This window comes from Actinomycetospora sp. C-140, from assembly GCF_054796175.1.
On record NZ_JBTWNF010000014.1, the window covers coordinates 1 to 24,485 of the forward strand.

General features: G+C 74.8%; 24 protein-coding genes. 2 read left to right on the forward strand and 22 right to left on the reverse strand.

The features are described 5' to 3' along the window. Nucleotides 1-261: 261 nt before the first annotated feature. From tyrS to ACR9E3_RS21810, 15 genes are all read right to left on the reverse strand, one after another. A complete protein-coding gene (gene tyrS, locus ACR9E3_RS21740) occupies nucleotides 262-1,542 on the reverse strand; it encodes a tyrosine--tRNA ligase (protein WP_460382616.1) in 1,281 nt (426 codons plus the stop codon). Nucleotides 1,543-1,565: 23 nt separating this feature from the next. Continuing rightward, complete coding sequence (locus tag ACR9E3_RS21745) at nucleotides 1,566-2,201, reverse strand: DNA-3-methyladenine glycosylase (protein WP_460382617.1); 636 nt, start codon at nucleotides 2,199-2,201, stop codon at nucleotides 1,566-1,568. Between the two features lie 32 nt (nucleotides 2,202-2,233). Next, nucleotides 2,234-3,163: a lytic transglycosylase domain-containing protein gene (locus ACR9E3_RS21750; RefSeq protein ID WP_460382618.1), complete on the reverse strand. Its 930-nt coding sequence runs from the start codon at nucleotides 3,161-3,163 to the stop codon at nucleotides 2,234-2,236. A 91-nt stretch (nucleotides 3,164-3,254) separates the two neighbouring features. After that, a complete protein-coding gene (gene argH, locus ACR9E3_RS21755) occupies nucleotides 3,255-4,685 on the reverse strand; it encodes an argininosuccinate lyase (protein WP_460382619.1) in 1,431 nt (476 codons plus the stop codon). Next, nucleotides 4,682-5,875 (reverse strand): argininosuccinate synthase, encoded by a 1,194-nt coding sequence (locus ACR9E3_RS21760; RefSeq protein WP_460382620.1) that lies wholly within the window; start codon nucleotides 5,873-5,875, stop codon nucleotides 4,682-4,684. Before ACR9E3_RS21760 ends, argH begins: the two co-directional genes overlap by 4 nt. Continuing rightward, nucleotides 5,872-6,420: an arginine repressor gene (locus tag ACR9E3_RS21765; protein ID WP_460382621.1), complete on the reverse strand. Its 549-nt coding sequence runs from the start codon at nucleotides 6,418-6,420 to the stop codon at nucleotides 5,872-5,874. Before ACR9E3_RS21765 ends, ACR9E3_RS21760 begins: the two co-directional genes overlap by 4 nt. Next, nucleotides 6,417-7,358, reverse strand: a complete 942-nt coding sequence (argF, locus tag ACR9E3_RS21770; protein ID WP_460382622.1) for an ornithine carbamoyltransferase — start codon at nucleotides 7,356-7,358, stop codon at nucleotides 6,417-6,419. The genes ACR9E3_RS21765 and argF overlap by 4 nt, the downstream gene beginning before the upstream one ends. A gap of 2 nt (nucleotides 7,359-7,360) precedes the next feature. Then, a complete protein-coding gene (locus ACR9E3_RS21775; protein ID WP_460382623.1) occupies nucleotides 7,361-8,563 on the reverse strand; it encodes an acetylornithine transaminase in 1,203 nt (400 codons plus the stop codon). 2 nt (nucleotides 8,564-8,565) lie between these two features. After that, entirely contained in the window at nucleotides 8,566-9,480 is a 915-nt protein-coding gene (gene argB / locus ACR9E3_RS21780) for an acetylglutamate kinase (protein WP_285659969.1), read from the reverse strand. A gap of 26 nt (nucleotides 9,481-9,506) precedes the next feature. Further along, entirely contained in the window at nucleotides 9,507-10,667 is a 1,161-nt protein-coding gene (argJ, locus tag ACR9E3_RS21785; RefSeq protein WP_460382624.1) for a bifunctional glutamate N-acetyltransferase/amino-acid acetyltransferase ArgJ, read from the reverse strand. Next, the gene (gene argC, locus ACR9E3_RS21790) at nucleotides 10,664-11,695 is read right to left on the reverse strand and encodes an N-acetyl-gamma-glutamyl-phosphate reductase (RefSeq protein WP_460382815.1); all 1,032 of its coding nucleotides are present in this window, start codon (nucleotides 11,693-11,695) and stop codon (nucleotides 10,664-10,666) included. The genes argJ and argC overlap by 4 nt, the downstream gene beginning before the upstream one ends. Before the next feature lie 40 nt (nucleotides 11,696-11,735). Then, entirely contained in the window at nucleotides 11,736-12,254 is a 519-nt protein-coding gene (locus tag ACR9E3_RS21795) for a hypothetical protein (protein WP_460382625.1), read from the reverse strand. Nucleotides 12,255-12,524: 270 nt separating this feature from the next. Continuing rightward, the gene (locus tag ACR9E3_RS21800) at nucleotides 12,525-14,684 is read right to left on the reverse strand and encodes an NAD(P)/FAD-dependent oxidoreductase (protein ID WP_460382626.1); all 2,160 of its coding nucleotides are present in this window, start codon (nucleotides 14,682-14,684) and stop codon (nucleotides 12,525-12,527) included. A 228-nt stretch (nucleotides 14,685-14,912) separates the two neighbouring features. Then, the gene (locus tag ACR9E3_RS21805; protein WP_460382627.1) at nucleotides 14,913-15,959 is read right to left on the reverse strand and encodes a winged helix DNA-binding domain-containing protein; all 1,047 of its coding nucleotides are present in this window, start codon (nucleotides 15,957-15,959) and stop codon (nucleotides 14,913-14,915) included. Then, a complete protein-coding gene (locus ACR9E3_RS21810) occupies nucleotides 15,956-16,765 on the reverse strand; it encodes an alpha/beta hydrolase family protein (protein WP_460382628.1) in 810 nt (269 codons plus the stop codon). Before ACR9E3_RS21810 ends, ACR9E3_RS21805 begins: the two co-directional genes overlap by 4 nt. Before the next feature lie 63 nt (nucleotides 16,766-16,828). Between ACR9E3_RS21810 and ACR9E3_RS21815 the strand changes: the two genes are divergently transcribed. Continuing rightward, nucleotides 16,829-17,386 carry a TetR/AcrR family transcriptional regulator gene (locus ACR9E3_RS21815; protein WP_460382629.1) on the forward strand — a complete coding sequence of 186 codons (558 nt, stop codon included), beginning with the start codon at nucleotides 16,829-16,831 and terminating at the stop codon, nucleotides 17,384-17,386. Nucleotides 17,387-17,437: 51 nt separating this feature from the next. On the opposite strand, the gene pheT is transcribed toward ACR9E3_RS21815, so the two are convergent. The 3 genes from pheT to ACR9E3_RS21830 form a co-directional block, all read right to left on the reverse strand. Further along, the gene (pheT, locus tag ACR9E3_RS21820) at nucleotides 17,438-19,945 is read right to left on the reverse strand and encodes a phenylalanine--tRNA ligase subunit beta (RefSeq protein ID WP_460382630.1); all 2,508 of its coding nucleotides are present in this window, start codon (nucleotides 19,943-19,945) and stop codon (nucleotides 17,438-17,440) included. A gap of 61 nt (nucleotides 19,946-20,006) precedes the next feature. Continuing rightward, on the reverse strand, nucleotides 20,007-21,074 hold the full coding sequence (pheS, locus tag ACR9E3_RS21825; RefSeq protein ID WP_460382631.1) for a phenylalanine--tRNA ligase subunit alpha: 1,068 nt from the start codon (nucleotides 21,072-21,074) through the stop codon (nucleotides 20,007-20,009). A gap of 83 nt (nucleotides 21,075-21,157) precedes the next feature. Next, complete coding sequence (locus tag ACR9E3_RS21830) at nucleotides 21,158-21,637, reverse strand: MarR family winged helix-turn-helix transcriptional regulator (RefSeq protein WP_460382632.1); 480 nt, start codon at nucleotides 21,635-21,637, stop codon at nucleotides 21,158-21,160. Between the two features lie 86 nt (nucleotides 21,638-21,723). Here ACR9E3_RS21830 and ACR9E3_RS21835 point away from each other — a divergent pair, with 86 nt between their 5' ends. Then, a complete protein-coding gene (locus ACR9E3_RS21835) occupies nucleotides 21,724-22,266 on the forward strand; it encodes an NADPH-dependent F420 reductase (protein WP_460382633.1) in 543 nt (180 codons plus the stop codon). A 6-nt stretch (nucleotides 22,267-22,272) separates the two neighbouring features. Here ACR9E3_RS21835 and ACR9E3_RS21840 read toward each other — a convergent pair whose 3' ends face one another. From ACR9E3_RS21840 to infC, 4 genes are all read right to left on the reverse strand, one after another. Beyond that, a complete protein-coding gene (locus ACR9E3_RS21840; protein ID WP_460382816.1) occupies nucleotides 22,273-23,088 on the reverse strand; it encodes a TrmH family RNA methyltransferase in 816 nt (271 codons plus the stop codon). After that, nucleotides 23,085-23,471: a 50S ribosomal protein L20 gene (rplT, locus tag ACR9E3_RS21845; RefSeq protein ID WP_460382634.1), complete on the reverse strand. Its 387-nt coding sequence runs from the start codon at nucleotides 23,469-23,471 to the stop codon at nucleotides 23,085-23,087. The genes ACR9E3_RS21840 and rplT overlap by 4 nt, the downstream gene beginning before the upstream one ends. Before the next feature lie 74 nt (nucleotides 23,472-23,545). Next, nucleotides 23,546-23,743 carry a 50S ribosomal protein L35 gene (gene rpmI / locus ACR9E3_RS21850; protein ID WP_460382635.1) on the reverse strand — a complete coding sequence of 66 codons (198 nt, stop codon included), beginning with the start codon at nucleotides 23,741-23,743 and terminating at the stop codon, nucleotides 23,546-23,548. A gap of 183 nt (nucleotides 23,744-23,926) precedes the next feature. Continuing rightward, nucleotides 23,927-24,466 (reverse strand): translation initiation factor IF-3, encoded by a 540-nt coding sequence (infC, locus tag ACR9E3_RS21855; protein ID WP_460382636.1) that lies wholly within the window; start codon nucleotides 24,464-24,466, stop codon nucleotides 23,927-23,929. Between the last annotated feature and the right edge of the window lie 19 nt (nucleotides 24,467-24,485).

Below are 24,485 nucleotides of genomic sequence, written 5' to 3' on the forward strand. Positions count from 1 at the left end.
GCGGCTCGCCGCGCCGTTCCCGGCCGGTTCCCCGTGGTGATCGATCGCCACCGTACCAGCGGACCCGAGGGCCTGGCCTTCCGGAGGGCGACCTTTCTACCTTAGTTGTCCGCAGGGCCTGGGGACAACCCCTGACCTTGCGATGACCAGAACTCTACACACGCTCGAAACCGGCCCGCACACGGGGGGTCGATCAGCGCGTCGGCGCTGGTCAGGTGCAGGTTCCCGTGGCCAACACCGGGCAAACGCCCGGTGACCCGATCAGGCGCCGGCGAGCTCGACCCCGGCGGCGTTGCGCTTGCCCCGGCGCAGGACCAGCCACCGGCCGTGGAGCAGGTCGGCGTCGGCCGGTTCCCAGTCCTCGGTCTCGACCTTGGCGTTGTTCACGTACGCACCGCCCTCGGCGACCGTGCGCCGCGCGGCGCCCCGGCTCGCGGACAGCCCGCTGCCCACGAGCAGGTCCACGATCGTGGGCTTCTCGGCGCGCGCGGTGGTGTAGGACGGGATCTCGGCGATGGCGGCCGCGAGCGTCCCGGCGTCGAGCTCCGCCAGTTCGCCGCGACCGAAGAGTGCTCGGCTCGCCGCCTCCGCGCGTTCGACCTCCACCTCGCCGTGGACCGTGGCCGTCACCGACCGGGCCAGGGCGCGCTGCGCCTCGCGCGCCTGCGGCTTCTCCTCGGTGAGACGCTCGAGCTCGGTGATCTCGTCGTGCGAGAGCCACGTGAACGCGCGCAGGTAGGTGCCCACCATCGCGTCCTCGGCCTGGATCCAGAACTGGTAGAAGGCGTACGGGCTGGTCAGCTCCCGGTCCAGCCACACCGTGCCGGACTCGGTCTTGCCGAACTTCGTGCCGTCGGCCTTCGTGATCAGCGGCGTCCCCAGGGCGTGCAGCGACCGCCCCTCGACGCGGTGCACGAGGTCCGTGCCCGCGGTGAGGTTGCCCCACTGGTCGCTGCCACCGGTCTGGAGCGTGCAGCCGTAACGGCGGAACAGCTCGAGGAAGTCGTAGGACTGGAGCAGCTGGTAGGAGAACTCGGCGTAGCTGATGCCCTCGTCGGACTCCATGCGGCGGCTGACGGCTTCCTTGGCGAGCATGCGCCCGACCCGGAAGTGCTTGCCGACGTCGCGCAGGAAGTCCAGGGCCGAGAGGCCCTCGGTCCAGTCGAAGTTGTTGACCAGCAGCGCGGCGTTCTCGCCGCCCGAGAAGTCGAGGAACGGCCGCAGCTGCGCGCCCAGCTTGTCCACCCAGCCGGCGACGACGTCGCGGTCGTTGAGCGTGCGCTCCGAGGTCGGCTTCGGGTCGCCGATGAGCCCCGTCGCGCCGCCCACCAGGGCGATCGGCCGGTGGCCCGCCCGCTGGAACCGCGCGAGGGTCAGCCACTGGAGCAGGTGCCCGATGTGGGCGCTCGGTGCGGTGGGGTCGATCCCGGAGTAGAGGGTGACCATCCCCGCGTCGAGGTCCCGCCGCAGCGCGTCGAGATCGGTGCTCTGAGCGATGAGGCCCCGCCAGGCGAGGTCGTCGAGGATGTGCGGCTCGGTCACGCTCGCCAGTCTGCCGAACGGGCTCACCAGTCCGGCCCGTCGGGCCGGGCGCGCCCGGCCTTGTACGGGGTGACCGCCCGCGAGCCCGCGACCCAGAACCGCCACGGCCGTTCCTGGCCCGCGGCCACCCCGACGCGGGGGCCGGTCCGGACGTCACCGTCGGGGACGGGGTCGCCGACCTCGAGGCGGACCGGGGACGACGCCGCGAGCACGTCGACGCCGTTGGCCTCGCGCCCGATCCCGAGCAGGGCACACAGCCGGGCGGGTCCCCGGGCCAGCTCCGCGTCACGGCCGCGGGCCGTCGGTCGCCGGACGTGCGCCGCGCCGACGTCCGAGACCACCTCGCCGGCCCGCAGCAGCACCGCCCCGGCCACGCCCTCGGAGAGGCACACGACGTTCGCGCAGAAGTGCATGCCGTAGACGAAGTAGACGTAGAGATGCCCGGCCGGGCCCCACATCACGGCGTTGCGGTCGGTCTTCCCGCGGTAGCAGTGGGAGCCGGGGTCGTCGGCGCCCCGATAGGCCTCGACCTCGACCAGCCGGACCCGGATCTCGCCCTGCGGGGTGTCCGCGGCGAGCACGCACCCGAGCAGTCGCCGGGCCGCGTCCAGCGGGTCGACGGCCAGCGTGTCCTGGTCCACGAGGGTCGGTGTCGTCATCGGGCACGATCCTCCCCGGCGGGCCGACGGGATCAGCGTGGTGCCCCCGCGAGGTAGTCGGCCGCGCGGACGGGCCGCGGCTCGTCGTAGCCGGTCGGCAGGTGCACCCGGCCTTCCCCCGCCGTCCGGGCGTAGACGACCCAGGCGTGGAAGCCGAGGTAGGCGCGCTCGTCGACCTGCATCAGCCCGGCGTAGGCCCGGACGGCGCGGACGTAGCGGTCGTCGTTGTTGTAGCGGTGCAGGGCGCGGTCGAGCCCGGCGTCGGTGTCGCCGCCGTTGCGCTGCAGGTAGTGCGCGGCGCCGAGGATCGCGTCGTGCGGGTCGTGCACGTCGCCGCCGAGCCCGTAGCGGGCCCAGGTGGCGGGCATGAACTGCATCGGGCCCTGCGCCCCGGCCGCGGACGGCGCCGCGATGCGGCCCATCCGGGTCTCGACGAGGTTGACGGCGGCGAGCACGGACCAGGGCACGCCGAAACGCTCCTGCGCCTCGGTGTAGAAGGCGCGCAGGCGCTCCGGTGGGAGCGGGTCGACCACGCGCCATGCCGGGAGCTCGGTGCCGAGCGGGCCGTCGTGCATGGCGAGCAGGTCCCGGCCGGCGCCGACGATCCGGTCGGTGGCCGCGGCGTGCCCGGGCGGGAGGGCTGCGAGGACCGGGCCGAGGAGGTCGGGGTGGAAGGCGAGCTCCTCGTACGCCACCTGCGCCGTGCGGCCCGCCGCCGCGACCTCGGCCGGTGACCGGGCGGGGTCGGCGACGGTGTCGCGGGCGGCGGCGAGGGCACCGGCGAGCGCGACCGGATCCGACGGCACCGTCGGACCGTGGGGGCCGAGCGTGTCGGCGGCGACCGACGGGACCGGCGGCGGCGCCGCGGTGGGCAGGGCCGGCGCCGGGGTGGGCGCGGTGGCGCAGCCGCCGAGGGCGGCGAGCAGGCCGAGGACGACCAGGACCCGCCTCCCCGCGCGCATGAGATCCACCGTAAGCACCGCGGTGATCGAAGTACCGATACGGACGCTCAGCGTCTGTGACGGCACTTCGCTGACACCGACGACGACACGCTCAGCGGCGCTCGATCGGGCGGCCGGCCCAGGCGTGGGCCTCGATGGCGGCGGCGAAGACGCGGTCGAGCTGTTCGGACACGCGCTTCGGGGCCGTCCCGCCGTGCGCGTCGCGCGACGCGATCGAGCCGGCGACGGTGAGCACCGCGCGGACGTCAGGGGTGAGCGCCGGGTCGCAGTCGGCGAGCTCGGCGTCGGTGAGCTCGTCGAGCCCGACACCCCGGGATTCGGCGGCACGGACGGTGGCGCCGGCGGCGGCGTGGGCGCGGCGGAAGGGGACGCCCTGGCGCACCAGCCACTCGGCGAGGTCGGTCGCCAGCGTGAACCCGGCGGGGGCGAGCTCGGCGAGGCGGTCGGTGTGGAACGTCAGCGTCTTGATCATGCCGGCCATGGCCGGGAGCACCATCGCGAGCTGGGCCGCCGAGTCGAACAGCGGCTCCTTGTCCTCCTGCAGGTCGCGGTTGTACGCGAGCGGGAGGGCCTTGAGCGTGGTCATGAGCCCGGACAGGTTGCCGACGAGCCGCCCGGCCTTGCCGCGCGCGAGCTCCGCGACGTCCGGGTTCTTCTTCTGCGGCATGATCGACGACCCGGTCGACCAGGCGTCCGCGAGCGTCACGTACCCGAACTCCGCGGTCGCCCAGAGGATGACCTCCTCGGCGATCCGGGAGAGGTCGACCGCGATCTGGGCCAGCACGTAGGCGCCCTCGGCGGCGAGGTCGCGCGAAGCCGTGCCGTCGATCGAGTTGTCGACCGCGTCGACGAACCCAAGGTCGTGCGCCACGGCCGCCGGGTCGAGACCCAGCGACGTCCCGGCTAGCGCCCCCGACCCGTACGGCGAGTACGCCAGCCGGCGGTCTAGGTCGCGGCACCGGCCGACGTCGCGGAGCAGGGCCTGGGCGTGCGCCCCGAGGTGGTGCGCCAGCAGGACCGGCTGCGCGTGCTGGAGGTGCGTGCGCCCGGGCATGGCCGCGTCGGGGTGGGCGCGGGCCTGGATCAGCAGCGCGTCCACCACGCCCGCCACCCCGCGCACCACCTCGCGCAGCTCGTCGCGCAGCCACATCCGCAGCTGGGTGGCGATCTGGTCGTTGCGGGAGCGCCCGGCGCGCAGCCGCCCGCCGACGTCTTCCCCCGCCCGCTCGATGAGCCCGCGCTCGAGCGCGGTGTGCACGTCCTCGTCGTCCTCGGCGGGCAGGAACGCCCCGGACTCCACGTCGTCGGCGAGCCGGCGCAGCCCATCGAGCATGGCCTCCAGCTGGGAGTCGGTGAGCAGCCCCGCGCCGTACAGCACGCGCGCGTGGGCCCGGGACCCGGCGATGTCATAGGGCGCGAGCACCCAGTCGAACTGCGTCGACTTCGACAGCGCCGCCATCACCGCGTCCGGGCCCGACGCGAACCGCCCGCCCCAGAGGGCGGAACCCTCCGGGGGCGTCACTGCTGGTCGCGCTTCGCCGCGATCTTGGACGGCAGACCCCAGAGCTGCACGAAGCCCTTGGCCAGCGACTGGTCGAACAGGTCGCCCTCGTCGTAGGTCGCGAGGTTGAAGTCGTAGAGGGACTGGGCGCTGCGCCGTCCCGTCGGCACCGCGCGGCCGCCGTGCAGCGTCATCCGGATCTCGCCGGTGACGTGCTGCTGGGTGGAGTCGACGAACGCGTCGAGGCTGCGGCGCAGCGGGGAGAACCACAGGCCGTCGTAGACCAGCTCGCCCCAGCGCTGCTCGACCTGGCGCTTGAACCGCGACTGCTCGCGCTCGAGCGTCACGTTCTCCAGCTCCTGGTGCGCGGTGATCAGCGCGAGCGCGCCCGGGGCCTCGTAGACCTCGCGGCTCTTGATGCCGACCAGACGGTCCTCGACCATGTCGAGCCGCCCGATGCCCTGGGCGCCCGCGCGCTGGTTGAGTTGCTCGATCGCCTCGAGCACCGAGACCTTCTGGCCGTCGATCGTCACCGGCACGCCGGCCTCGAAGCCCACGACCACCTCGTCGGCGTCGCGCGGCTCGGCGGGGTTCGCGGTGTAGGAGTAGACGTCCTCGATGGGCCCGTTCCAGATGTCCTCGAGGAAGCCCGTCTCGACGGCGCGGCCCCACACGTTCTGGTCGATCGAGTACGGCGAGCGCTTGTTGACGTCGATCGGCAGCGAGCGCTCCTCGGCCCACTGGATCGCCTTCTCGCGGGTCCAGGCGAAGTCGCGGACCGGGGCGATGACGTCGAGGTCGGGCGCCAGCGCGCCGACACCGACCTCGAAGCGGACCTGGTCGTTGCCCTTGCCGGTGCAGCCGTGCGCGACGGTCGTCGCGCCGTAGGCGCGCGCGGCCTCGGCGAGGTGCTTGACGATCAGCGGCCGCGACAGCGCCGAGACCAGCGGGTAGCGGTCCATGTAGAGGGCGTTCGCGCGCATCGCCGGCAGGCAGTAGCCGTCGGCGAACTCGTCGCGGGCGTCGGCGACGGCCGCCTCCACCGCGCCGCAGTCGAGGGCCCGCTTGCGGATGACCTCGAGGTCCTCCCCGCCCTGCCCCACGTCGACGGCGACGGCCACGACCTCGCGCCCGGTCTCCTCGGCGATCCAGCCGATGGCGACCGAGGTGTCGAGACCCCCGGAGTACGCCAGCACGATCCGCTCGCTCACTGCTCTCTCTCTTCCTGCTCGCTCATGTCAGGTGCGGACGACCGCGGCGTCGTCCTGGTGCTCAGGGTCCGCAGCCGGGCTGCGAGACCGGCCCCGTCGAGGGGCTCGCGGGCGACGACGAGCACCGTGTCGTCACCGGCGATCGTGCCGACCACCTCCGCCAGCGCCGCCCGGTCCAGCGCGCTGGCCAGGTAGTGCGCGCCCCCGGGCGGGGTGCGCAGCACCGCGAGGTTGCCGGAGTGGTCGGCGGAGACCAGCAGCTCGGCGAGCAGCCGGGACAGTCTGTCGGTGCCGCCCACGACGCCGCGCACCGGGCTGCCGTCGTCGGGGACGACGTAGCGCCCGACGCCGCCGTCGGCGCCGCGCAGCTTGACCGCCCCGAGCTCGTCGAGGTCCCGCGAGAGCGTCGCCTGCGTGACCTCGACGCCCTCGTCGGCGAGCAGCGCGGCCAGCTCGGCCTGGCTGTGCACCTCCCGCTCGGTCACCAGGGCGACGACGCGCGCCTGGCGCGCCGCACGGCTGGTGACACCACGGACCTCCGTCACGAGTGCTCCAGCAACCACGTCAGCACGGCCTTCTGGGCGTGCAGGCGGTTCTCGGCCTCGTCCCACACCGCCGACGCTGGGCCGTCGATCACCTCGGAGGTTATCTCGTCGCCGCGGTGCGCGGGCAGGCAGTGCAGGACGGTCACGTCCGGGCGGGCGCGGGCGACCGCGGCGCCGTCGAGCCGGTAGGGCACGAGGGACGCGCGGTCGCGCCCGTCGGACTCCTGACCCATCGAGGTCCAGGTGTCGGTGACGAGGACGTCGGCGCCCTCCGACGCCTCCGGGTCGTCGGTGACCGTGACCGAGCCGCCGGCGACGGCCGCCCGCTCCCGGGCGGCGTCGACGACCGCCTCGTCCGGCGTGAAGCCCGTCGGCGCGGCGATCCGGACGTGCATGCCGGCCGTGACCCCGCCCAGCAGCAGGGAGTGGGCCATGTTGTTGGCGCCGTCGCCCAGGTAGGTCAGGGTCAGGCCCGCCGTGCGGCCGTGGCGCTCGACGATCGTCTGCAGGTCGGCGAGGACCTGGCAGGGGTGGAACCCGTCGGTGAGCGCGTTGATCACCGGCACGGTGGCGTGCGCGGCCATCTCCTGGATGCGCGCCTCGCTGCTGGTGCGCCACACGATCGCGTCGACGTAGCGCGAGAGGACCCGCGCGGTGTCGCCGATCGTCTCCCCGCGCCCGAGCTGGGCGTCCCGCCCGTCGATCATGACCGGCGTGCCGCCGAGCGCGGCGACGCCGACCTCGAAGGACACCCGGGTGCGGGTGGAGCTCTTGTCGAAGATGACCGCCACGGCGCGCGGGCCCGCGAGCGGGCGCTGGCCGAACGGATCGGTCTTCATCGTCGCGGCCAGCTCGAGCACCTCGGCCTGCTCGGCGGGCGCGAGGTCGTCGTCGCGCAGGAGGTGGCGGGTGCGCGCGGCCACCGTCGGGAGCGTCATGGTCACGACCCGGCCGCCTCGGCCGCCGCCGCGCCCTGGTCGAGGACCTCGGGCAGCGCGGCGACGAAGCCGTCGAGCTGGGCGTCGGTGACCACGGCGGGCGGGGCGAGCCGCAGGCGTCCGGGCACCGCGTTGTTGATCAGGTAGCCGGCGTCGCGAGCAGCCGCCGTGACCTGCGTCGAGACGGGCTCGCGCAGCGCGACGCCGACCAGCAGGCCGGCCGCGTCGACGCCGGCGACCAGGGGGTGGTCGAGCTCACCGATCCGCCGGCCCAGGTCCTTGCCGATCTCCTCGGCGCGGTCGAGCAGGCCGTCGGCGACGATCGTGTCGAGGACCGCGAGCGCCGCGGCGCAGGCGATCGGGTTGCCGCCGAAGGTGGTGCCGTGCTGGCCGGGCCCGAGCAGGTCGCCCGCCGGGCCGACACCGATACAGGCGCCGATCGGCAGGCCGCCGCCGAGGCCCTTGGCCAGCGTCACGACGTCCGGCGTGATGCCCGCGCGCTGGTGGGCGAACCAGACGCCGGTGCGCCCGGTGCCGGTCTGCACCTCGTCGAGCACCAGCAGCGCGCCGTGCTCGGAGGTGATCTCCCGGGCGGCCTGCAGGTAGCCCTCGGGCGGCACGATCACGCCCGCCTCGCCCTGGATCGGCTCGAGGAACACCGCGGCGGTCTCGTCGTCGACGGCGGCGCGCAGGGCGTCGGCGTCGCCGTAGGGCACGAACTCGACCCCGGGCACCAGCGGCTCGAACGGCTCCCGCTTGGCGGGCTGGCCGGTGAGGGCGAGCGCGCCCATCGTCCGGCCGTGGAAGCCGCCCTCGGTCGCGATCACCTTGGTGCGACCGGTGCGGCGCGTGATCTTGAGGGCGGCCTCGTTGGCCTCGGCGCCCGAGTTGCACAGCAGCACCCGGCCGTCGTGGCCGAGCAGTCCGAGCAGGCGCTCGGCGAGCTCGACGGCGACGGGGTTGATGACGAGGTTCGACGTGTGGCCCAGCGTCGCGACCTGGCGGGACACGGCCTCGACGATCGCCGGGTGGGCGTGGCCGAGGAAGTTCACCGCGATCCCGCCGAGCAGGTCGAGGTACTCCCGGCCGTCGGCGTCCCACACCAGCGCGCCCTCGCCGCGCACGAGGCCGATCGGCGGGGTGCCGTAGTTGTCCATGAACGCCCCGACCCATCGGGAACGGAGGTCCTCGCTGGTGACGGTCATGTCTAGGCCTCCTTCCCGTCGGAGGGGACGACCATCGTCCCCACCCCTTCGCTCGTGAACACCTCGAGCAGCACCGAGTGCGCCACCCGCCCGTCGATGACGTGGGCGCGCGGCACGCCGCCCCGCACGGCCCGCAGGCACGCCTCCATCTTCGGGATCATCCCGCTGGCCAGGCTCGGCAGGAGCGTCTCCAGCTCGTCGTCGTCGATCTGCGAGCGCAGGCTCGAGCGGTCCGGCCAGTCGGTGTAGAGCCCCTCGACGTCGGTGAGGACGACGAGCTTGCGCGCCCCGAGCGCCTCGGCCAGGGCGGCCGCGGCGGTGTCGGCGTTGACGTTGTGCACGACGCCGTCGGCGTCCGGCGCGACCGTCGAGACGACCGGGATGCGGCCGCCGGCGACGAGGTCGAGCACGGCGGCCGGGTTGACGTCGACGACGTCGCCGACCAGCCCGACGTCGACCTGCTCGCCGTCGACGGTCGCGGTGCGCCGCGCCGCGGTGAACAGGCCGGCGTCCTCGCCGGAGAGCCCGACGGCGTAGGGACCGTGGGCGTTGACGAGTCCGACGAGCTCGCGGCCGACCTGGCCGACGAGCACCATCCGGACCACGTCCATCGTCTCGGGCGTGGTGACCCGCAGCCCCCCGCGGAACTCGCCCTCCATGCCGAGCCGGGTGAGCATGCTGGTGATCTGCGGGCCGCCGCCGTGCACCACCACGGGGCGGATGCCGGCGACGCGCAGGAACACCATGTCCTCGGCGAACGCGCGCCGCAGGGCGTCGTCGGTCATGGCGTTGCCGCCGTACTTGACCACCACGACGGCGTCCTGGAAGCGCTGCAGCCACGGCAGCGCCTCGGCCAGCACGCCCGCCTTCGCGGCGGCCGACTGGTACCGGTCGGGGACGTCGGGCGGGACGGGGATGGAGGTCACGGCGTTCTCGAGGGCGCTCACGTCGAGTACGCGCTGTTCTCTTCGACGTACGCGTGCGACAGGTCGGTCGTCAGCACCGTCGCCTGTCCGTCGCCGAGGCCGAGGTCGACGTCGACGGTGACCTCCGGGCCGGACAGGTCGGCCTTGCCGCGGTCGCCGACCGCGGTCGCCGCCTCGCAGAGCAGGACGCCGTTGACGGTGACGGCGAGGTGCTCCGGGTCGACCTGCGCCTCGCTCGCGCCGACCGCGGCGGCGATCCGGCCCCAGTTCGGGTCGGAGCCGAAGAGTGCGGTCTTGACCAGGCTGTCGCGGGCGATCGCGCGGGCACCGACGAGGGCGTCGTGGTCGTCGCGGGCCCCCGTCACGGTGACCGCGATCCGCTTGGTGACGCCCTCGGCGTCGGCCTGCAGCCCCCGGGCGAGGTCGGCGCAGACCTCGGTGACGACCTCCGTGAACGCGTCGGGGTCGGCCTCGACCCCGGACGCGCCCGAGGCGAGCAGGAGCACCGTGTCGTTGGTGCTGGTGGAGCCGTCGACGTCGAGGCGGTCGAAGGTCACCGCGGTGGCGGCGCGGAGGGCGGTGTCGGCCTGCTCGGCGGTCACCACCGCGTCGGTCGTGACGACCACCAGCATCGTCGCGAGGCTCGGCGCCATCATCCCGGCGCCCTTCGCGAACCCGCCGACCGTCCAGCCGTGACGGCTCGCGGCGGCCTGCTTGTCGACGGTGTCGGTGGTGAGCACAGCCGTCGCCGCTCGGGTGCCGGCGTCCTCGCCGTCGGCGAGCTCGGAGGCGGCGTCGTCGACGCCGTGCAGGAGCTGCTCGAGGGGCAGCCTCTCGCCGATGAGACCCGTCGAGCAGACGGCGACCTCGATGGCGCCGCAGCCGAGGACGTCGGCGACCTTCTCGGCGGTCCGGTGGGTGTCGCCGAACCCGTCGGGCCCGGTGCAGGCGTTGGCGCCCCCGGCGTTGAGCACGACCGCGCGCAGGTTCTGCTCGGTGAGCACCTGCTGCGACCACAGCACGGGCGCGGCCTTGACCTGGTTGCGGGTGAAGACGCCGGCCGCGACCTGCTGGGGGCCGTCGTTGACGACCAGCGCGAGGTCGGGGCGTTCCCCGTGGGCCCGCAGTCCGGCGCGGACACCCGCGGCCCGGAAGCCCTGGGGCGCAGTGACACTCATGGGGCGACCCCCGTCGTCGGCAAGCCCAGGGTCTCGTCGAGGCCGAGGGCGAGGTTGACCGACTGGAACGCGCCGCCGGCCGTGCCCTTGGTGAGGTTGTCGATGACGGCGGTGACGACGAGCCGCGCGGCGTCCGCGTCGACCGCGACCTGGATCTGCACGCTGTTCGAGCCGACCACGGACTTCGTCTGCGGCTGGACGCCGGCGGGCAGCAGGTGCACGAACGGCTCGGCGTCGTAGGCCTTGGCGTAGGCCTCGCGAGCCTGGTCGGAGGTGATGTTCTCGTCCGCCAACGGGGCGCTCGCGACCGCGAGGATGCCGCGGGGCATCGGGGCGAGGACCGGGGTGAACGAGACCCGCACGGGCTCCGGGCTGACCGCCGCCAGGTTCTGGACGATCTCGGGCGTGTGCCGGTGGCCCCCACCGACGCCGTAGGCCGTGGCGGAGCCCATGACCTCGGACCCGAGCAGGTGGGGCTTCGCGCTCTTCCCGGCGCCGGACGTGCCGGAGAAGGCGACGATGCTGACGTCGTGGTCGACGAGCCCTGCGGCGAGCGCGGGGAACGCCGCCAGCGTGCTCGCGGTCGGGTAGCAGCCGGGGACGGCGATGCGGCGCGTGTTCTCCAGGCGGTCGCGGGCGCCGGGCAGCTCGGGCAGGCCGTACGGCCACGACCCGGCGTGCTCGCCGCCGTACCAGCGCTCCCAGGCCTTCGGGTCGGTGAGCCGGTGGTCGGCGCCGCAGTCGACGACGAGCACGTCGTCGGGCAGCTGGGCCGCGAGCTCCGCCGAACGCCCGTGCGGCAGGGCGAGGAACACGACGTCGTGTCCCGCGAGCTCCTCCGGGGTGGTCGCGGCGATCGTCCGGTCGGCGAGGGACGGCAGGTGCGGCTGGTGGGCCCCGAGTGCGGTGCCCGCGGACTCCCCCGCCGTCACCGCCCCGATCTCGACCTCGGGATGGCCCAGGGCGAGCCGCAGCACCTCACCCCCGACGTACCCACTGGCTCCGGCCACGGCGACGCGCATGCGAATGAGTATGCATGCCATCGAAAACCCATGCAACGTGAGCTGATCATCGTCGGCGCCGGCGGAGGCTCCAGTCGTAGGGGATCGTCTCCTCCGGAGCGAGATCGCGCCAGCGTCGCCGCAGCTCGCGCAGCTCGGCGACCGCGGTCGCGGCCTGCGTCGCGGTGTACGGGCTCGCCCCCGTGCGGGTGATGCCCCAGGCCCCGTCGAGGGCGGCCTTCGTCGCCGGGCCGTCGCGGTCGACCGACTGCTGGAGGACCCCGACGACCGTCTCCGCGAGCCGCAGCTGCTCGGCGTTCTCCCGGCGGATCGCGTCGGACCGCCGCCGGCGGTCGTGACGCAGCGTGCCGCTGACGACCTCGACGCTGTCGAACACCGCTCCCGCCGCGATCGAGCCCCAGAGGCCGGTGGTCAGGCCCAGCGCCCGCTCGCCGACGAGGTGGACGGCGTCGTGCGGGACCTCGCCGGTGCGGTCGTAGGACCGGAGCCGCAGCCGGACGCCGTCGTCCCGGTCGATCAGCGCGAGCGACCCCCCGTCCGGGCGCTTCGAGAACTCGACGTGCACGGGGTCATGCGATCACCCGCGGCGCGCCCGGCGCAGCCCGGTTTCCGTGGGCGGGGACTCCGACGCGCTCGGGTGTCGGCGCGGCGGGTTCCAGGGGTTACTGGTTGGTATTGCTCGCGGGGCGAGCGGTACCAGCCAGTAACCGGGCGATCGGGCGGGCGCGAGACCCGAGGCGGGAGATCAGGGGCACGTCATCGACGTCGGCGGGCACGCCGGGGTGGATGGCGCGCTCCTGATCACCGGGTCCGCACGTCGCGCGCGTCGCCGGCGTCAGTTCGCGCGGTTCTCGTCGCGCAGGGAGTGCCGGGGGCGGCTCGTCGACGGGTACGGCGCACGGGGCCCGTCGGACGTGTCGCGGGGCGTCGACGGGAACGAGGGGTGGGGCTCGCGGAACGAGCCCGACGGCGCCGGATCCCCGTACTCCCGGTCCTCGCCGAAGGAGAGCGACGGCGTCGGGTCGCGGAACGCCTGCTCGAAACGGGTGTCGCCGAACGTCGGCTCGGAGAACGTCGGCGAGCGGAACGACGTCGACGGGAACGGCTCGGCGAACGGCGGGAACGAGGGGTGCGGCTCGCGGGCGGCGGGGATGCCGCCCGTCTGGGAGGCGGCGATCTGCATCGCCGGGATGCCCTGCGAGTCCGTGGCGCTGCGCGCCGCCTCGTCGGCGGCCCGGGCGGGCACCGGGGTCACCGGACGCGACCCGGTCGTCGCCGGGTCGGCGCCCCAGGTCGGCGTGGCCCCCGTCGTCGGGGCGGCCGTCGGCAGCGGCGCGGACACGGGCGGCGCCACGGGCTGCTCGCCCGGGACGGGCTCCTCCTCGAGACGCGGCGCGACCGTGGACGGGGCGTCGGTGTCGGGCAGCGGGGCGGTGTCGCGGCGGCCGACGGCGACGAGGTCGCGGCCGAGCAGCCCGGAGACGAGCCAGTCGAGCGCGATGCGCACGGTGCGGTCGGCGGTCGGCATGGCCCACAGGTGGTAGGCGCGGTGGAGCAGGAACGCGGGCCAGCCGGTCATCCGCAGCGGACCGATCTGGGCCGCACCGCGCCGGCGGCCCAGACCGGCAACCGCCCCCGCGTTCTTGTGGCGGTAGCCCTTGAGCAGCCGCCCGGCGAGGAAGGCGTCGACGTTGCGCGCGAGCAGGCGCGCCTGGCGCACGGCGTGCTGGGCGGTCGGCGCCGTCGTCGCGGGCTCGCCGTCGCGGGCGGCGGGCACCGTCACGTCGGGCACGGCGGCGCAGTCGCCGGCGGTGAAGACGTGGGCGCGGTCGCGGACCTGCAGCGTCGTCGCGCAGCGCACGCGGCCACGCGGGTCGAGGGGCAGGTCGGTGCGCTCGAGCAGCGGGTTGGGCACCGAGCCGGCGGCGACGACGATCGTGTCCGTGGCGAAGCTCGTGCCGCCGGCGAGCACGACGTTCCCGTCGCGGGCCGATGTGATCTTGGCGCCGACGCGGACCTCGATGCCGCGGCGCAGCAGCTGGGCGTGCACGCGGGCGGCCAGGGCGGGGCTGACCTCGGGCATGATCCGTCCGGCCGCCTCCAGGAGCACCCACTGGATCTCGCCGGCGATGTAGCCCGGCTGGTGCTTGGCGGCGCGCCGGGTCATGTCCTCGAGCTCGCCCAGCACCTCGAGCCCCGCGAACCCGCCGCCGATCACGGTGAAGGTCAGCAGGCGCCGGCGCTCGGCGGGATCGGTGGTCGACGCGGCCGCGTCGAGGCGGGACAGGACGTGCTCGCGCAGGGCGAGCGCGTCGGTGACCGACCGGAACGGGAGCGCCTGGTCGTCGAGACCGGGGACCGGCAGGCGCCGCGGCGCGGTGCCGGGCGCCACCACGAGCACGTCGTAGTGGACCTCGCGCGTGCCGCCGCCGGGCAGCGACACGACGGCGCGGTGGCTCGCGTCGTCGATCGCCGCGACCGAGCCGGTGATGACGTCGCAGCGCCGCAGCACGCGTCGCAGCGGCACCGTGAGGTGGCGAGGCTCGATCGCGCCGGCCGCGGCCTCCGGGAGGAACGGCTGGTAGGTCATGTGGGCCTGGGGGTCCACGACGGTGATCGAGGCGATGCCGTCGCGCGCGTCCCCCGACCCGAGGTGGCGCCCGCCGCGGGTGCCGCCGGGCAGGCGGGCCTGCAGCGCCCGCGCCGCGACCAGTCCGGCGTAGCCGCCGCCGACCACGAGGACCCGGGCGCCCTCGCCGCCCTCGGGCCTCCGCCCGCGCAGACGGGCCAGGAAGACCAGCGCGACCACGCACAGGAAGCCACCGAGGGCGGCCGCGCCCCACGCGGGCAGCGCGCCGAACACCCACAGCAGGGCGACGATCACCGGGCCCGCCACGAGCAGGGCCCCGCGACCGACGATGAAGTCCGTGGTCGACCAGGGCTCACCCGACGCGTCGGGCTCGGGTTCCGGCGCCTGCGGGGGCACGCTGGACATGCAGAGGTCTCCTCGCGATCGGGGTCGAGGCGGCCGGTCCGGGCAGAGGGGGAGCTCCCGGAGTCACGGCCCGGTCACGGTACGAACGACGATCTTCACGTGGGGCCGACCTGAGAGCCCGACACGCGCCGGGCCGTCCATCACGCACCACCGCGCGGTCACCGGTTCGGTGATCGCCCGATCGGGCCAATCGGCGACCGTCGGGCTCTCAGGGACGGCGACGAGCGGTCATCGCGGGAGACGGGCGTGGGCGCGGGTGACGGCCGCGTCGGTGCGGGCGTCGAGGGGACGGAACGGCGTGACCTCCAGCCGACCGCGCGGCGCCGCCCACGTCCCGACGACCCTCCCACGGTGGACGACCGTCGACCGGAACACCCCGTTGCCGCCGGGGACGATCCGCTCGAACCAGGCCGGCTCGAGGACGTCGTCGCGGCGCCCGTAGCCGAGGACGAACTCGTCGAAGCCCGGCAGCAGGTGCACCCCGAGCGCGGCGCGCCGGTGCGCGGCGAGGTGGTCGGGCACCGCCGGGTCGAGGAGGTACTCGGTGCCGTCGACGTCCGTGGCGGCGAGATCGGGCCGGGCGATGGCGATGCCGGTGTCCACGTCCGCGGCGGGGATCCCGGTCCAACGGGCGAAGTCGGCGCGGGTCGCCGGGCCGTGCGAGCGGAAGTAGCGCCGCGCCCACTCCCCCAGCGCCTCGTCGCGCTCGAGGTGCCGCGGCACCGGGACCCAGCGGGCGATGTCGACGATCATCTGCTCGCCGTCGCGGTAGGGCCCCCAGCACAGGACGCCGGTGGACGCGAGCTCCGCGAGCAGGTGGTAGCCGCGGCCCCGCGCCGGCGCGAGCCCCGCGGCCTCCCACGCCGCGAACAGCCCGGCGCGCGTGGCGGGCACCGCGATCAGCGCGATCTCCCGGGCCCGGTCGACGTCGGCGTCGTCGAGGCCCAGCTCGCCGCGGCGCCGGGCGGCCTGCACGCGCGGGCGCGGTGTGCCCAGCGGCAGCATCCACGCGAGGTCCTCGGCGGGCAGGACGTGCAGCGTGCCCCGCATCGGCCAGCTGCGGACGACCGTGCCGGCGTCGAACGCGGCGACCACGGCGCCGGTCGACCGGCCGGCCGTGCGCAGGGCGAGCGACGTCAGCGCGCCCACCGGGTCCTGCCCCTGCGCGGCGCCGAGGTGACGGACGACGCCGGCGACGTCGTCGTCGGGCGGGGCGACCAGCCGCTGCGCGACGAGCCGCAGCAGCCCGATCTCGGAGACGCCGCGGGAGCTCACACGCCCAGATACTTCCGGAACCACCCGACCGCGTGGCCGTCGACCTCGGCCGCGTGCGCTGTCTGCGGCGCGGGCTCGAGACCCGGCTCCTCGGCCAGCGCGTGGCCCATCCCCTCGACCACCACGACGTCCGAGGATCCGGCCGCCGCGGCGGCGAGCTCCCGCGCGGGCTCGAGGAAGGCCGTGGCGTCGTCCTCGGACCCGACGACGAGACGCACCGGCAGCGTGCCCAGCTCCCCGGCCCGCGCCACGTAGTCCATCCGCGCCGCCACCGCGTCCGACGCCGGCGACCACCGGTAGTCGACGCCGAAGAGCTTGCCCAGCGTCGCCACGACCGGACGCAGGCGCAGCATCGGGCTCACGCCGACGAGCGCCGCGAGATCGTCGCGGCGCGTGGCCACCTCCAGCGCGACGCCGGCCCCCGCCGACCCGCCGAAGACCGCCAACGGACCCCCGGCGAACCCGTACCGCTCCCGCAGCGCCCGCAGCGCCGCCTCGAACTCGTCCGCGGCCTGCGCGTTGACCGGGCCGTGCATGAGCATGACCGCGTCCTCGTAGCCGCGGGCCATCAGCTCGTCCATCCCGCCCGCCGGCAGGCGCGCCCCCATCTCGGGGAGGCCGAGGTAGATCCGCCAGGCGTCCAGCCCGGCCAGCGGCAGCGCCGCCGCGAAGGCCGCCTCGCTGCGCGGCGCGTCCATGAGGTGCCACCCGACGACGACCGGCGCGTCCGCGCGCCGCCCCTCCGGCGCCCGCAGCACGTAGGGCACGCCGGCGGCGACGCCGGTCTCGAGGTCCGTGACGGTCATGTGCGTTCCCCTGACTCTCGAACTGTACGGTGTCCAGCATACTGGACGGTGTACAGTTCGTCCATGCCGAGGACCCCCGGCCAGCGTGCCGGACTGACGCACGACGCCGTCCTCACCGCGGCGCGGGCGGTGTTCGCCGAGCGCGGACTGACCGGGCTGTCGATGCGCTCGGTGGCGGGCGAGCTCGGGGTCGCCCCGAACGCTCTCTACAGCCACGTCGCGGACAAGACGGCGCTGGTGGACGCGCTGCTCGACGACCGGCTCGGCGCGCTCGCCCCGCCGCCGGCCGACGCCGACCCCGTGGGCGGCCTGCGCGACGTCATGCTCGCGACGTTCGACCTGCTCGCGGCGCACCCCGACCTCGTGCCGCTCTACCTCGCCCGCCAGGGCGCGCGCGGACCGAACGCCCGGTCCCTCGGCGCGGCCACGACCGTGCTGCTCGCGCGGGCCGGCGTCGACTCCGACGCCGCGGGCCGCGTGGTGCGGGCGCTGATCGTCAGCACCCTCGGCTACGCCGCGCTCGCGACCGCCGACGAGGCGAACCTGGCGCCGCCGCAGCTGCGCGCCGACCTCGAGGTCACCCTCGGCTGGCTGCTGCGGGGTGCGCTACCGCGCACGTGAGCACTTCGGAGTGCCAGAGCACTCCGAAGTGCTCACGAGCCCGGAGGGCACCTAGCGCAGACGGGCTCCGACGCGCTCGGTCGCGGTCGCGACCGCGGCGTCACGGCGGGCCGACGCCTCCTCGAGGGTCAGCGTCCGGTCGGGTGCACGCAGGCGCAGGGCGAAGGCGAGCGAGCGCTTGCCCTCGCCGACCTGGGGACCGGCGTAGACGTCGAACAGACGGACGTCCTCGACGAGGTCGCCGCCGCCGTCGCGCAGTGCGGAGACCACCGACGCCGCCGGCACGTCCTGGTCGAGCACGAGGGCGACGTCGAGCAGCACCGGCGGGAACGACGACACCGCGGGCACCGGGCGGTCCTCGGCCAGCGGCAGCCGGTCGAGCTCGAGCTCCATCGCGCACGTGCGCGCGGGCAGGCCGAGGGCCTCGAGGACCTTCGGGTGCAGCTCGCCGGCGTGTCCGACGAGGGTGTCGCCGAGGCTCAGGGCGGCGCAGCGACCGGGGTGCCACGGCGCGTGGACGTCGGAGGTCACCGTGAGCTCGGCGCCGTACACCCGCCCGACGAGCCGGGCGGCCTCGACGGCGTCGGCCCAGTCGGCGGGGCGGCCCGGCCCCCACCAGCCCGCGCGCTCCCAGGCGCCCGCGAGCACGGCGCCGACCCGCAGCGGCTGGGCGGGCAGGCCGGCCAGCACCGCGGTGACCGCCGCGTCGTCCGGGCGGTGGTCGACCGGCAGCAGCGGGGCGTCCGGCGGGTCGCCCGGACCGGGGCGGACCACCTGGCCGACCTGGTAGAGCGCGAGATCGCGCAGGCCGCGCGAGACGTTGCGGACCACGGCGTCCAGCAGGCCCGGCAGCAGCGTCGTCGCCATGAGCGAGCGGTCGGCGTCGAGCGGGTTGGCCAGGCGCAGGGCGTTCCGGCGGTCGTCGTCGGCGTCGAGACCGAACGCGTCTAAGACCGCGGGCGCGACGAACGGCGACGGGAGCACCTCGTCGTAGCCGGCGTCGGCGAGCGCCCGCGAGACCTGGCGGCGGCGTCGCTGGGCCAGCGTGAGGCCGGTGCCCGGGCGCGCCAGGGGCAGCTGCGACGGGATCCCGGCGTACCCCTCGAGGCGCAGGACCTCTTCGACGAGGTCGGCGGGCCGGGTGAGGTCGGGGCGCCAGGTCGGCGGCACGGCCCGCAGCCCGGCGCCGCCCTGGCCGGCGGGGTCGGCGCCGGCGACCTCGACCGCGCACCCGATCTGGCTCAGCCTGCGCACCACGGCGCCCCGCTCGTAGCGGGTGCCGGCGACGCGGTCGGGCAGGTCGAGCGCCATGTCGACCGGCTCCGGGGTCGGCACGCCGCCCTCGTCGGTGACGCCGGGCGACACCGTCGCGCCGCCGTAGTGCGCGAGCAGCCACGCCGCGCGGTCGGTGGCGGCCCGGGCGACGGCGGGGTCGACCTCGCGCTCGAACCGGCGGGCGGCCTCGCTCGGCAGCCGGTGCCGGCGCGCGGCGCGGGCCACCGACGGCGCGTCCCAGGTCGCCGCCTCGAGGAGGACGTCGGAGGTGCCCGTACCGACCTCGGTGCTCGCCCCGCCCATGACGCCCGCGAGGCCGATGGGCCCGGAGTCGTCGGTGACGACGACGTCGTCGACGTCGAGCGCGCGCTGCGCGTCGTCCAGGGTGGTGATCTTCTCGTCCGCGGTCGCCCGCCGGACCACGACGTCGCCCCGCACGGTGGCGGCGTCGTAGGCGTGCATCGGCTGGCCCAGCTCGAGCATCACGTAGTTGGTGACGTCGACGGCCAGCGAGATCGGGCGCACGCCGCAGAGCAGCAGGCGCCGGCGCAGCCACCACGGCGCCGGGGCCGTGGGGTCGAGGTCGGTCACCCGGCGGGCGACGAAGCGCCGGCACTGCGAGGAGGGGTCGAGGCGGACCGGCCAGGCCTCCCCGTCCTCGGCGGGCAGGTCCCGGCCGAGCAGGGCCGGGTCGCCGTACGGCGCGTCGAGGGCGCAGGCGAGCTCGCGGGCCAGCCCGCGGACCGAGAGGCAGTACCCGCGGTCCGGCGTCACGGCGATGTCGAGGACGGCGTCGTCCAGCCCGAGCAGCGCCGCGCCGTCGTCACCGGGATCGGCCGTGCCGGGAGGCAGCACGAGGATGCCGCTGTGGTCGTCACCGAGGCCCAGCTCGTCGAGCGCGCAGATCATGCCGTCGGAGACGTGGCCGTAGGTCTTCCGCGCGGCGATCGCGAAGTCGCCGGGCAGGACGGCCCCGGGCAGGGCGACGACGACGAGGTCGTCCTCGGCGAAGTTCGTCGCGCCGCAGACGATGCCGCGCGAACCGTCGTCGTCGTTGTGCTCCGACCCCACGTCGACCCGGCAGTACCGGATCGGCTTCTTGAACTCGGTGAGCTCCTCGACCGACGCGACGCGCCCGACCACGAGCGGACCGGTGCTGGCCGGGATCGGGGCGACGTCCTCGACCTCGAGCCCGACGCGGATGAGCGCCTCGCCGACGGCGTCGGCGCTCGGCGGATCGGCCAGATCGACGTGCTCGAGGAGCCACGAGACGGGGACACGCACGGCTTACCGGGCCTTTCTGGTGCAGGAATGCGGACGGCGTCGGCTCAGGGCTCGGCCGGGATCACGGCTCGACGGCGAACGCGGAGGTGAACCGCACGTCGCCCTCGACCATGTCGCGCATGTCGGGCAGGCCGTTGCGGAACATCAGCGTGCGCTCCAGCCCCATCCCGAAGGCGAAGCCGGAGTAGACGTCCGGGTCGACGCCGCAGGCGCGCAGCACGTTGGGGTCGACCATGCCGCAGCCGCCCCACTCGACCCAGCCCGCGCCGCCCTTCTTCTGCGGGAACCAGACGTCGGGCTCGGCCGAGGGCTCGGTGAACGGGAAGTAGGACGGCCGCAGCCGGATCGTCGACTCCGCACCGAACATCGCGCGCGCGAACGCGTCGAGCGTGCCCTTGAGGTGGGCCATGGTCAGGCCCTTGTCGATCGCCAGGCCCTCGATCTGGTGGAAGACCGGGGTGTGGGTGGCGTCGAGCTCGTCGGTGCGGAACGTGCGGCCCGGGCACACGACGTAGACGGGCAGGTCGCGCTCGAGCAGGGCGCGGATCTGCACCGGCGAGGTGTGGGTGCGCAGCACCTGGCGGGCCGCGGCGGGCTCGACGTGGAAGGTGTCCTGCATCGTGCGCGCCGGGTGGTCGGGCAGGAAGTTCAGCGCGTCGAAGTTGAACCACTCCGACTCGACCTCGGGGCCCTCGGCCACCTCGTAGCCCATCGCGACGAAGATGTCCGCGATCCGCTCCGAGAGCTGGGTCAGCGGGTGCCGGCTGCCGCGGGGGTGCCGGTCGCCGGGCAGCGTGACGTCGACGGCCTCCTCGGCCAGCATCCGCTCGTCGCGCTCGGCGGAGAGCACCTCGTGGCGCTCGTCGTAGGCGGACTGGATGGCCACCCGGACCTCGTTGACCCGCTTGCCCGATTCGGAGCGCGCCTGGGGCGGCAGGGCGCCGATCTCGCGGCGCGCGGTGAGCACCGGCGAGCGGTCGCCGAGGTGGGCGGGCTTCAGCGCCGTGAGCGCCTCGAGGGTGGAGGCGCCGGCGAAGGCCGAGGTCGCGTCCGCCCGCGCGGCGTCGAGCGTCTCGGGGTCGAGCGCCGCGACCTGCTTGGGGTCGTAGAGGTCGTTGGTGCCGGACATCGAGGTCGTCTCGCTCCTGCTGCTCTCGGGTGTCGGCCGATCCTATCGGAGCAGGTCGAGGCCGTTGCCGACCTGCACCCGGCTCAGGGCTCCACGCGTCGGTCGTCGAGCGCGGCCAACCGGGCGCGGACCGTCTCGCCGATGGCGGCGAGCGCGTCCAGCTCGGCCGGTGTGAGGTGGTCGACGACGGCCTCGCGGACGTCGGCGACGTGCTGAGGGGCGGCCGCCTCGATGAGGTCACGACCCCGCGGGGTGATGGCCACGATCGCCCCGCGCTGGTCGGTCGGGCACGGGTCGCGGGTCACGAGGCCACGGCGTTCCATGCGGCCCAGGTGCTGGGAGAGGCGGCCCTTCTCCCAGCCGAGGTGGCGCCCCAGCACGAACGGCCGCACGCATCCCTCCGGCGTCTCCGAGAGGTGGGCCAGGACCTCGTAGTCCGGGCCCGACATCCCGCACCGGGTCCGGAGACGGCGGTCGAGGAACTCGGCGAGGTCGACCTGCATCGCCATGAGGCCGCGCCAGGCCCGCTCCTCGCGCTCGTCCAGCCACCGCGTCTCGGCCACACCACCAGCGTAGAGCCTGGTTGACGTGTGAACCAACCCGGCCTAGCGTCTGGTTAACACGTGAACCATCGAGGAGGAGACCGAGGATGAAGATCGTGACGATCGGCCGGGGAAGCATCGGGGGCGGGCTGGCCCGCCTGTGGCGCGAGGCGGGCCACGACGTCGACGAGCTGGGCCGGGACGGCGGTGACGTGTCGGACGCGGACGTCGTCCTCGTCGCGGTGCCCGGCGACCAGGTCTCCCCCGCCCTGGCGAAGGTCAGCGGCCTGGCCGGGAAGACCGTCGTCGACGCGACGAACGTCTTCCCCGCGCGGGCGGGCGACGTCCCGTCGAACGCCGAGGAGGTCAAGGCCGTCACCGGCGGACCGGTGGCCAAGAGCTTCAACATGAACTACGCGAGCCTGTTCGACCGCGTGCGCGAGCAGCGGGTCCGGCCGAGCAACTGGTACGTCGCCGACGACGAGGCCGTCGACGTCACCGAGACGCTGATCCGCGACGCCGGCTACGAGCCGGTGCGCGTCGGGGACCTGTCGCGCGCCCGGGACTTCGAGGGCGCGGTGTGGCTGCTGCTCGGCGCCACGCCGCCGGGCGGTGTCTTCTACCGGTTCGCCGTGCCCGGCGAGCTCTGAGCGCCCTCAGCGCTGGGCGCGGGCGGAGGCGTAGAGGCACACGGCGGCCGCCGTCGCCAGGTTGAGGCTCTCCGCGCGGCCGTGGATGGGGACGCGGACGCGGTGGTCGGCCGCGGCGGCGGTGTGCTCGTCGAGGCCGTGGGCTTCGCTGCCGAAGAGCCAGGCCGTGGGGCCGCGCAGGAGGGCGTCCGCGCCGGCGTCGAGGACCGTCGCGCCGTCGCCGGCCGCGGCGAGCAGGGTCAGACCGCGCTCCCGGAGCGCGGTGACGACGACGTCGACGTCGCGCTCGGCGGCCAGGGGGACGTGGAAGAGGCTCCCCATCGTCGAGCGCACGCACTTGCCGTTGTGCGGGTCGACGGCGTCACCGGCCAGCACGACGGCGTCGGCGCCCGCGGCGTCGCTCGTGCGGATGACCGTGCCCGCGTTGCCGGGGTCGGCGACGCCGACGAGCACCGTGACCAGCCGGGGCGCGGCACCGAGGGCCTGGTCGAGCCCGACGGTGACCGTCGAGCACACGGCGGCCACGCCCTGCGGGGTGACGGTGTCCGAGAGGCCGGCCGCGGCCTTGTCGGTCACGCGGGCGACGCGGACGTCGAGCGCCCTCGCCCGGTCCTCCAGCGCGGGGTCCCGGTCGGCGACGGCGTCGGTGAGGAAGAGGTCGTACAGGCGGCCCGGGCCCTCCTCGGCCCAGGTCAGCGCCTCGTGCACGGGCCGGACGCCCTCGACGAGGAACCGCCCGGCCTCGACACGCGCCGCGCGCCGCAGCAGCTTGCGAGCTGCCGCGACGCGCGGCGTGCGTTCGGTGAGGAGCGCCTGGCTCAGGCCGCGCTGTCCTTCTTGTTCGGGTCGGCCGGGACCGCGGCGCGGGCGACCTCGACCAGCGCGGTGAACGCGGCCGGGTCGGACACAGCGATCTCCGCGAGGTTCTTGCGGTCGACCTCGACGCCCGCGAGCTTCAGCCCCTGCATGAACCGGTTGTAGGTCATGTCGTTGGCGCGGGCCGCCGCGTTGATGCGGGTGATCCACAGCTGCCGGAAGTCGCCCTTGCGCTGCTTGCGGTCCCGGTAGGCGTAGGTCAGCGAGTGGAGCGTCTGCTCCTTGGCCTTGCGGTAGAGCCGGGAGCGCTGACCGCGGTAGCCGCTGGCCATCTCCAGGGTGGTGCGACGCTTCTTCTGCGCGTTGACCGCGCGCTTCACGCGTGCCACGTGGTCCTGCCTTCGATCTGATCAGGGAGCGGACGAGCGTCCGCCCGGGGTGGGTCGGCGGGGCCGGTAGGTGGTCAGAGTCCGCCGAGCAGGCGCTTCACGCGCCCGGCGTCCTGCGGCGCGACGTTCTCGTTGCCGGAGAGCTCACGGGTCTTGTGGCTGGACTTCTTCTCCAGCAGGTGGCGCTTGCCCGCCTTCTCGCGCAGCAGCTTGCCGGACCCGGTCACCTTGATGCGCTTCTTGGCGCCGCTGTGGGTCTTGTTCTTCGGCATGTCCAGTCCTTGGGTTCCTCGTGCGGAGCCGGGGCTCCGGAGCCGATGGTCGAGCTCCGCTGCGCTCCGTCTCCTGCCGGGGGTGGTCGACGTCCGCGCTGTCGCTCGGGGAGCGACGGTACGGGCGCCCGGGTACCCGGCCGCGCCCACCCCGGGGGCGGGTGCGGCCGGTCGTGCGCCAGCTCAGCCGGCCGGCTCGGGGGCCGGCTCCGCTGCTTCCTGCTGGGATTCCTGGTTGGCGCGCGGGGCCTTCTGCGGCTTCTTGTTCGGCGCCAGGACCATCGTCATGTTGCGGCCGTCCTGCTTCGGCGTGGCCTCGACGTAGCCCAGCTCACCGACGTCCTCGGCGAGGCGCTGCAGCAGGCGGAAGCCCAGCTCCGGGCGCGACTGCTCGCGGCCGCGGAACATGATGGTGACCTTGACCTTGTGACCCTGCCCGAGGAAGCGGGTCACGTGACCCTTCTTCGTCTCGTAGTCGTGCGGGTCGATCTTCGGCCGGAGCTTCTGCTCCTTGATCACCGTCTGCTGCTGGTTGCGCCGCGACTCGCGGGCCTTCTGCGCGCTCTCGTACTTGAACTTGCCGTAGTCCATGAGCTTGCAGACCGGCGGGCGGGCCTGGGCGGCCACCTCGACCAGGTCGAGGTCGGCCTCGCGGGCCAGGCGCAGAGCGTCCTCGATACGGACGATCCCGACCTGCTCCCCGTTGGGGCCGACCAGTCGCACCTCGGGAACGCGGATGCGC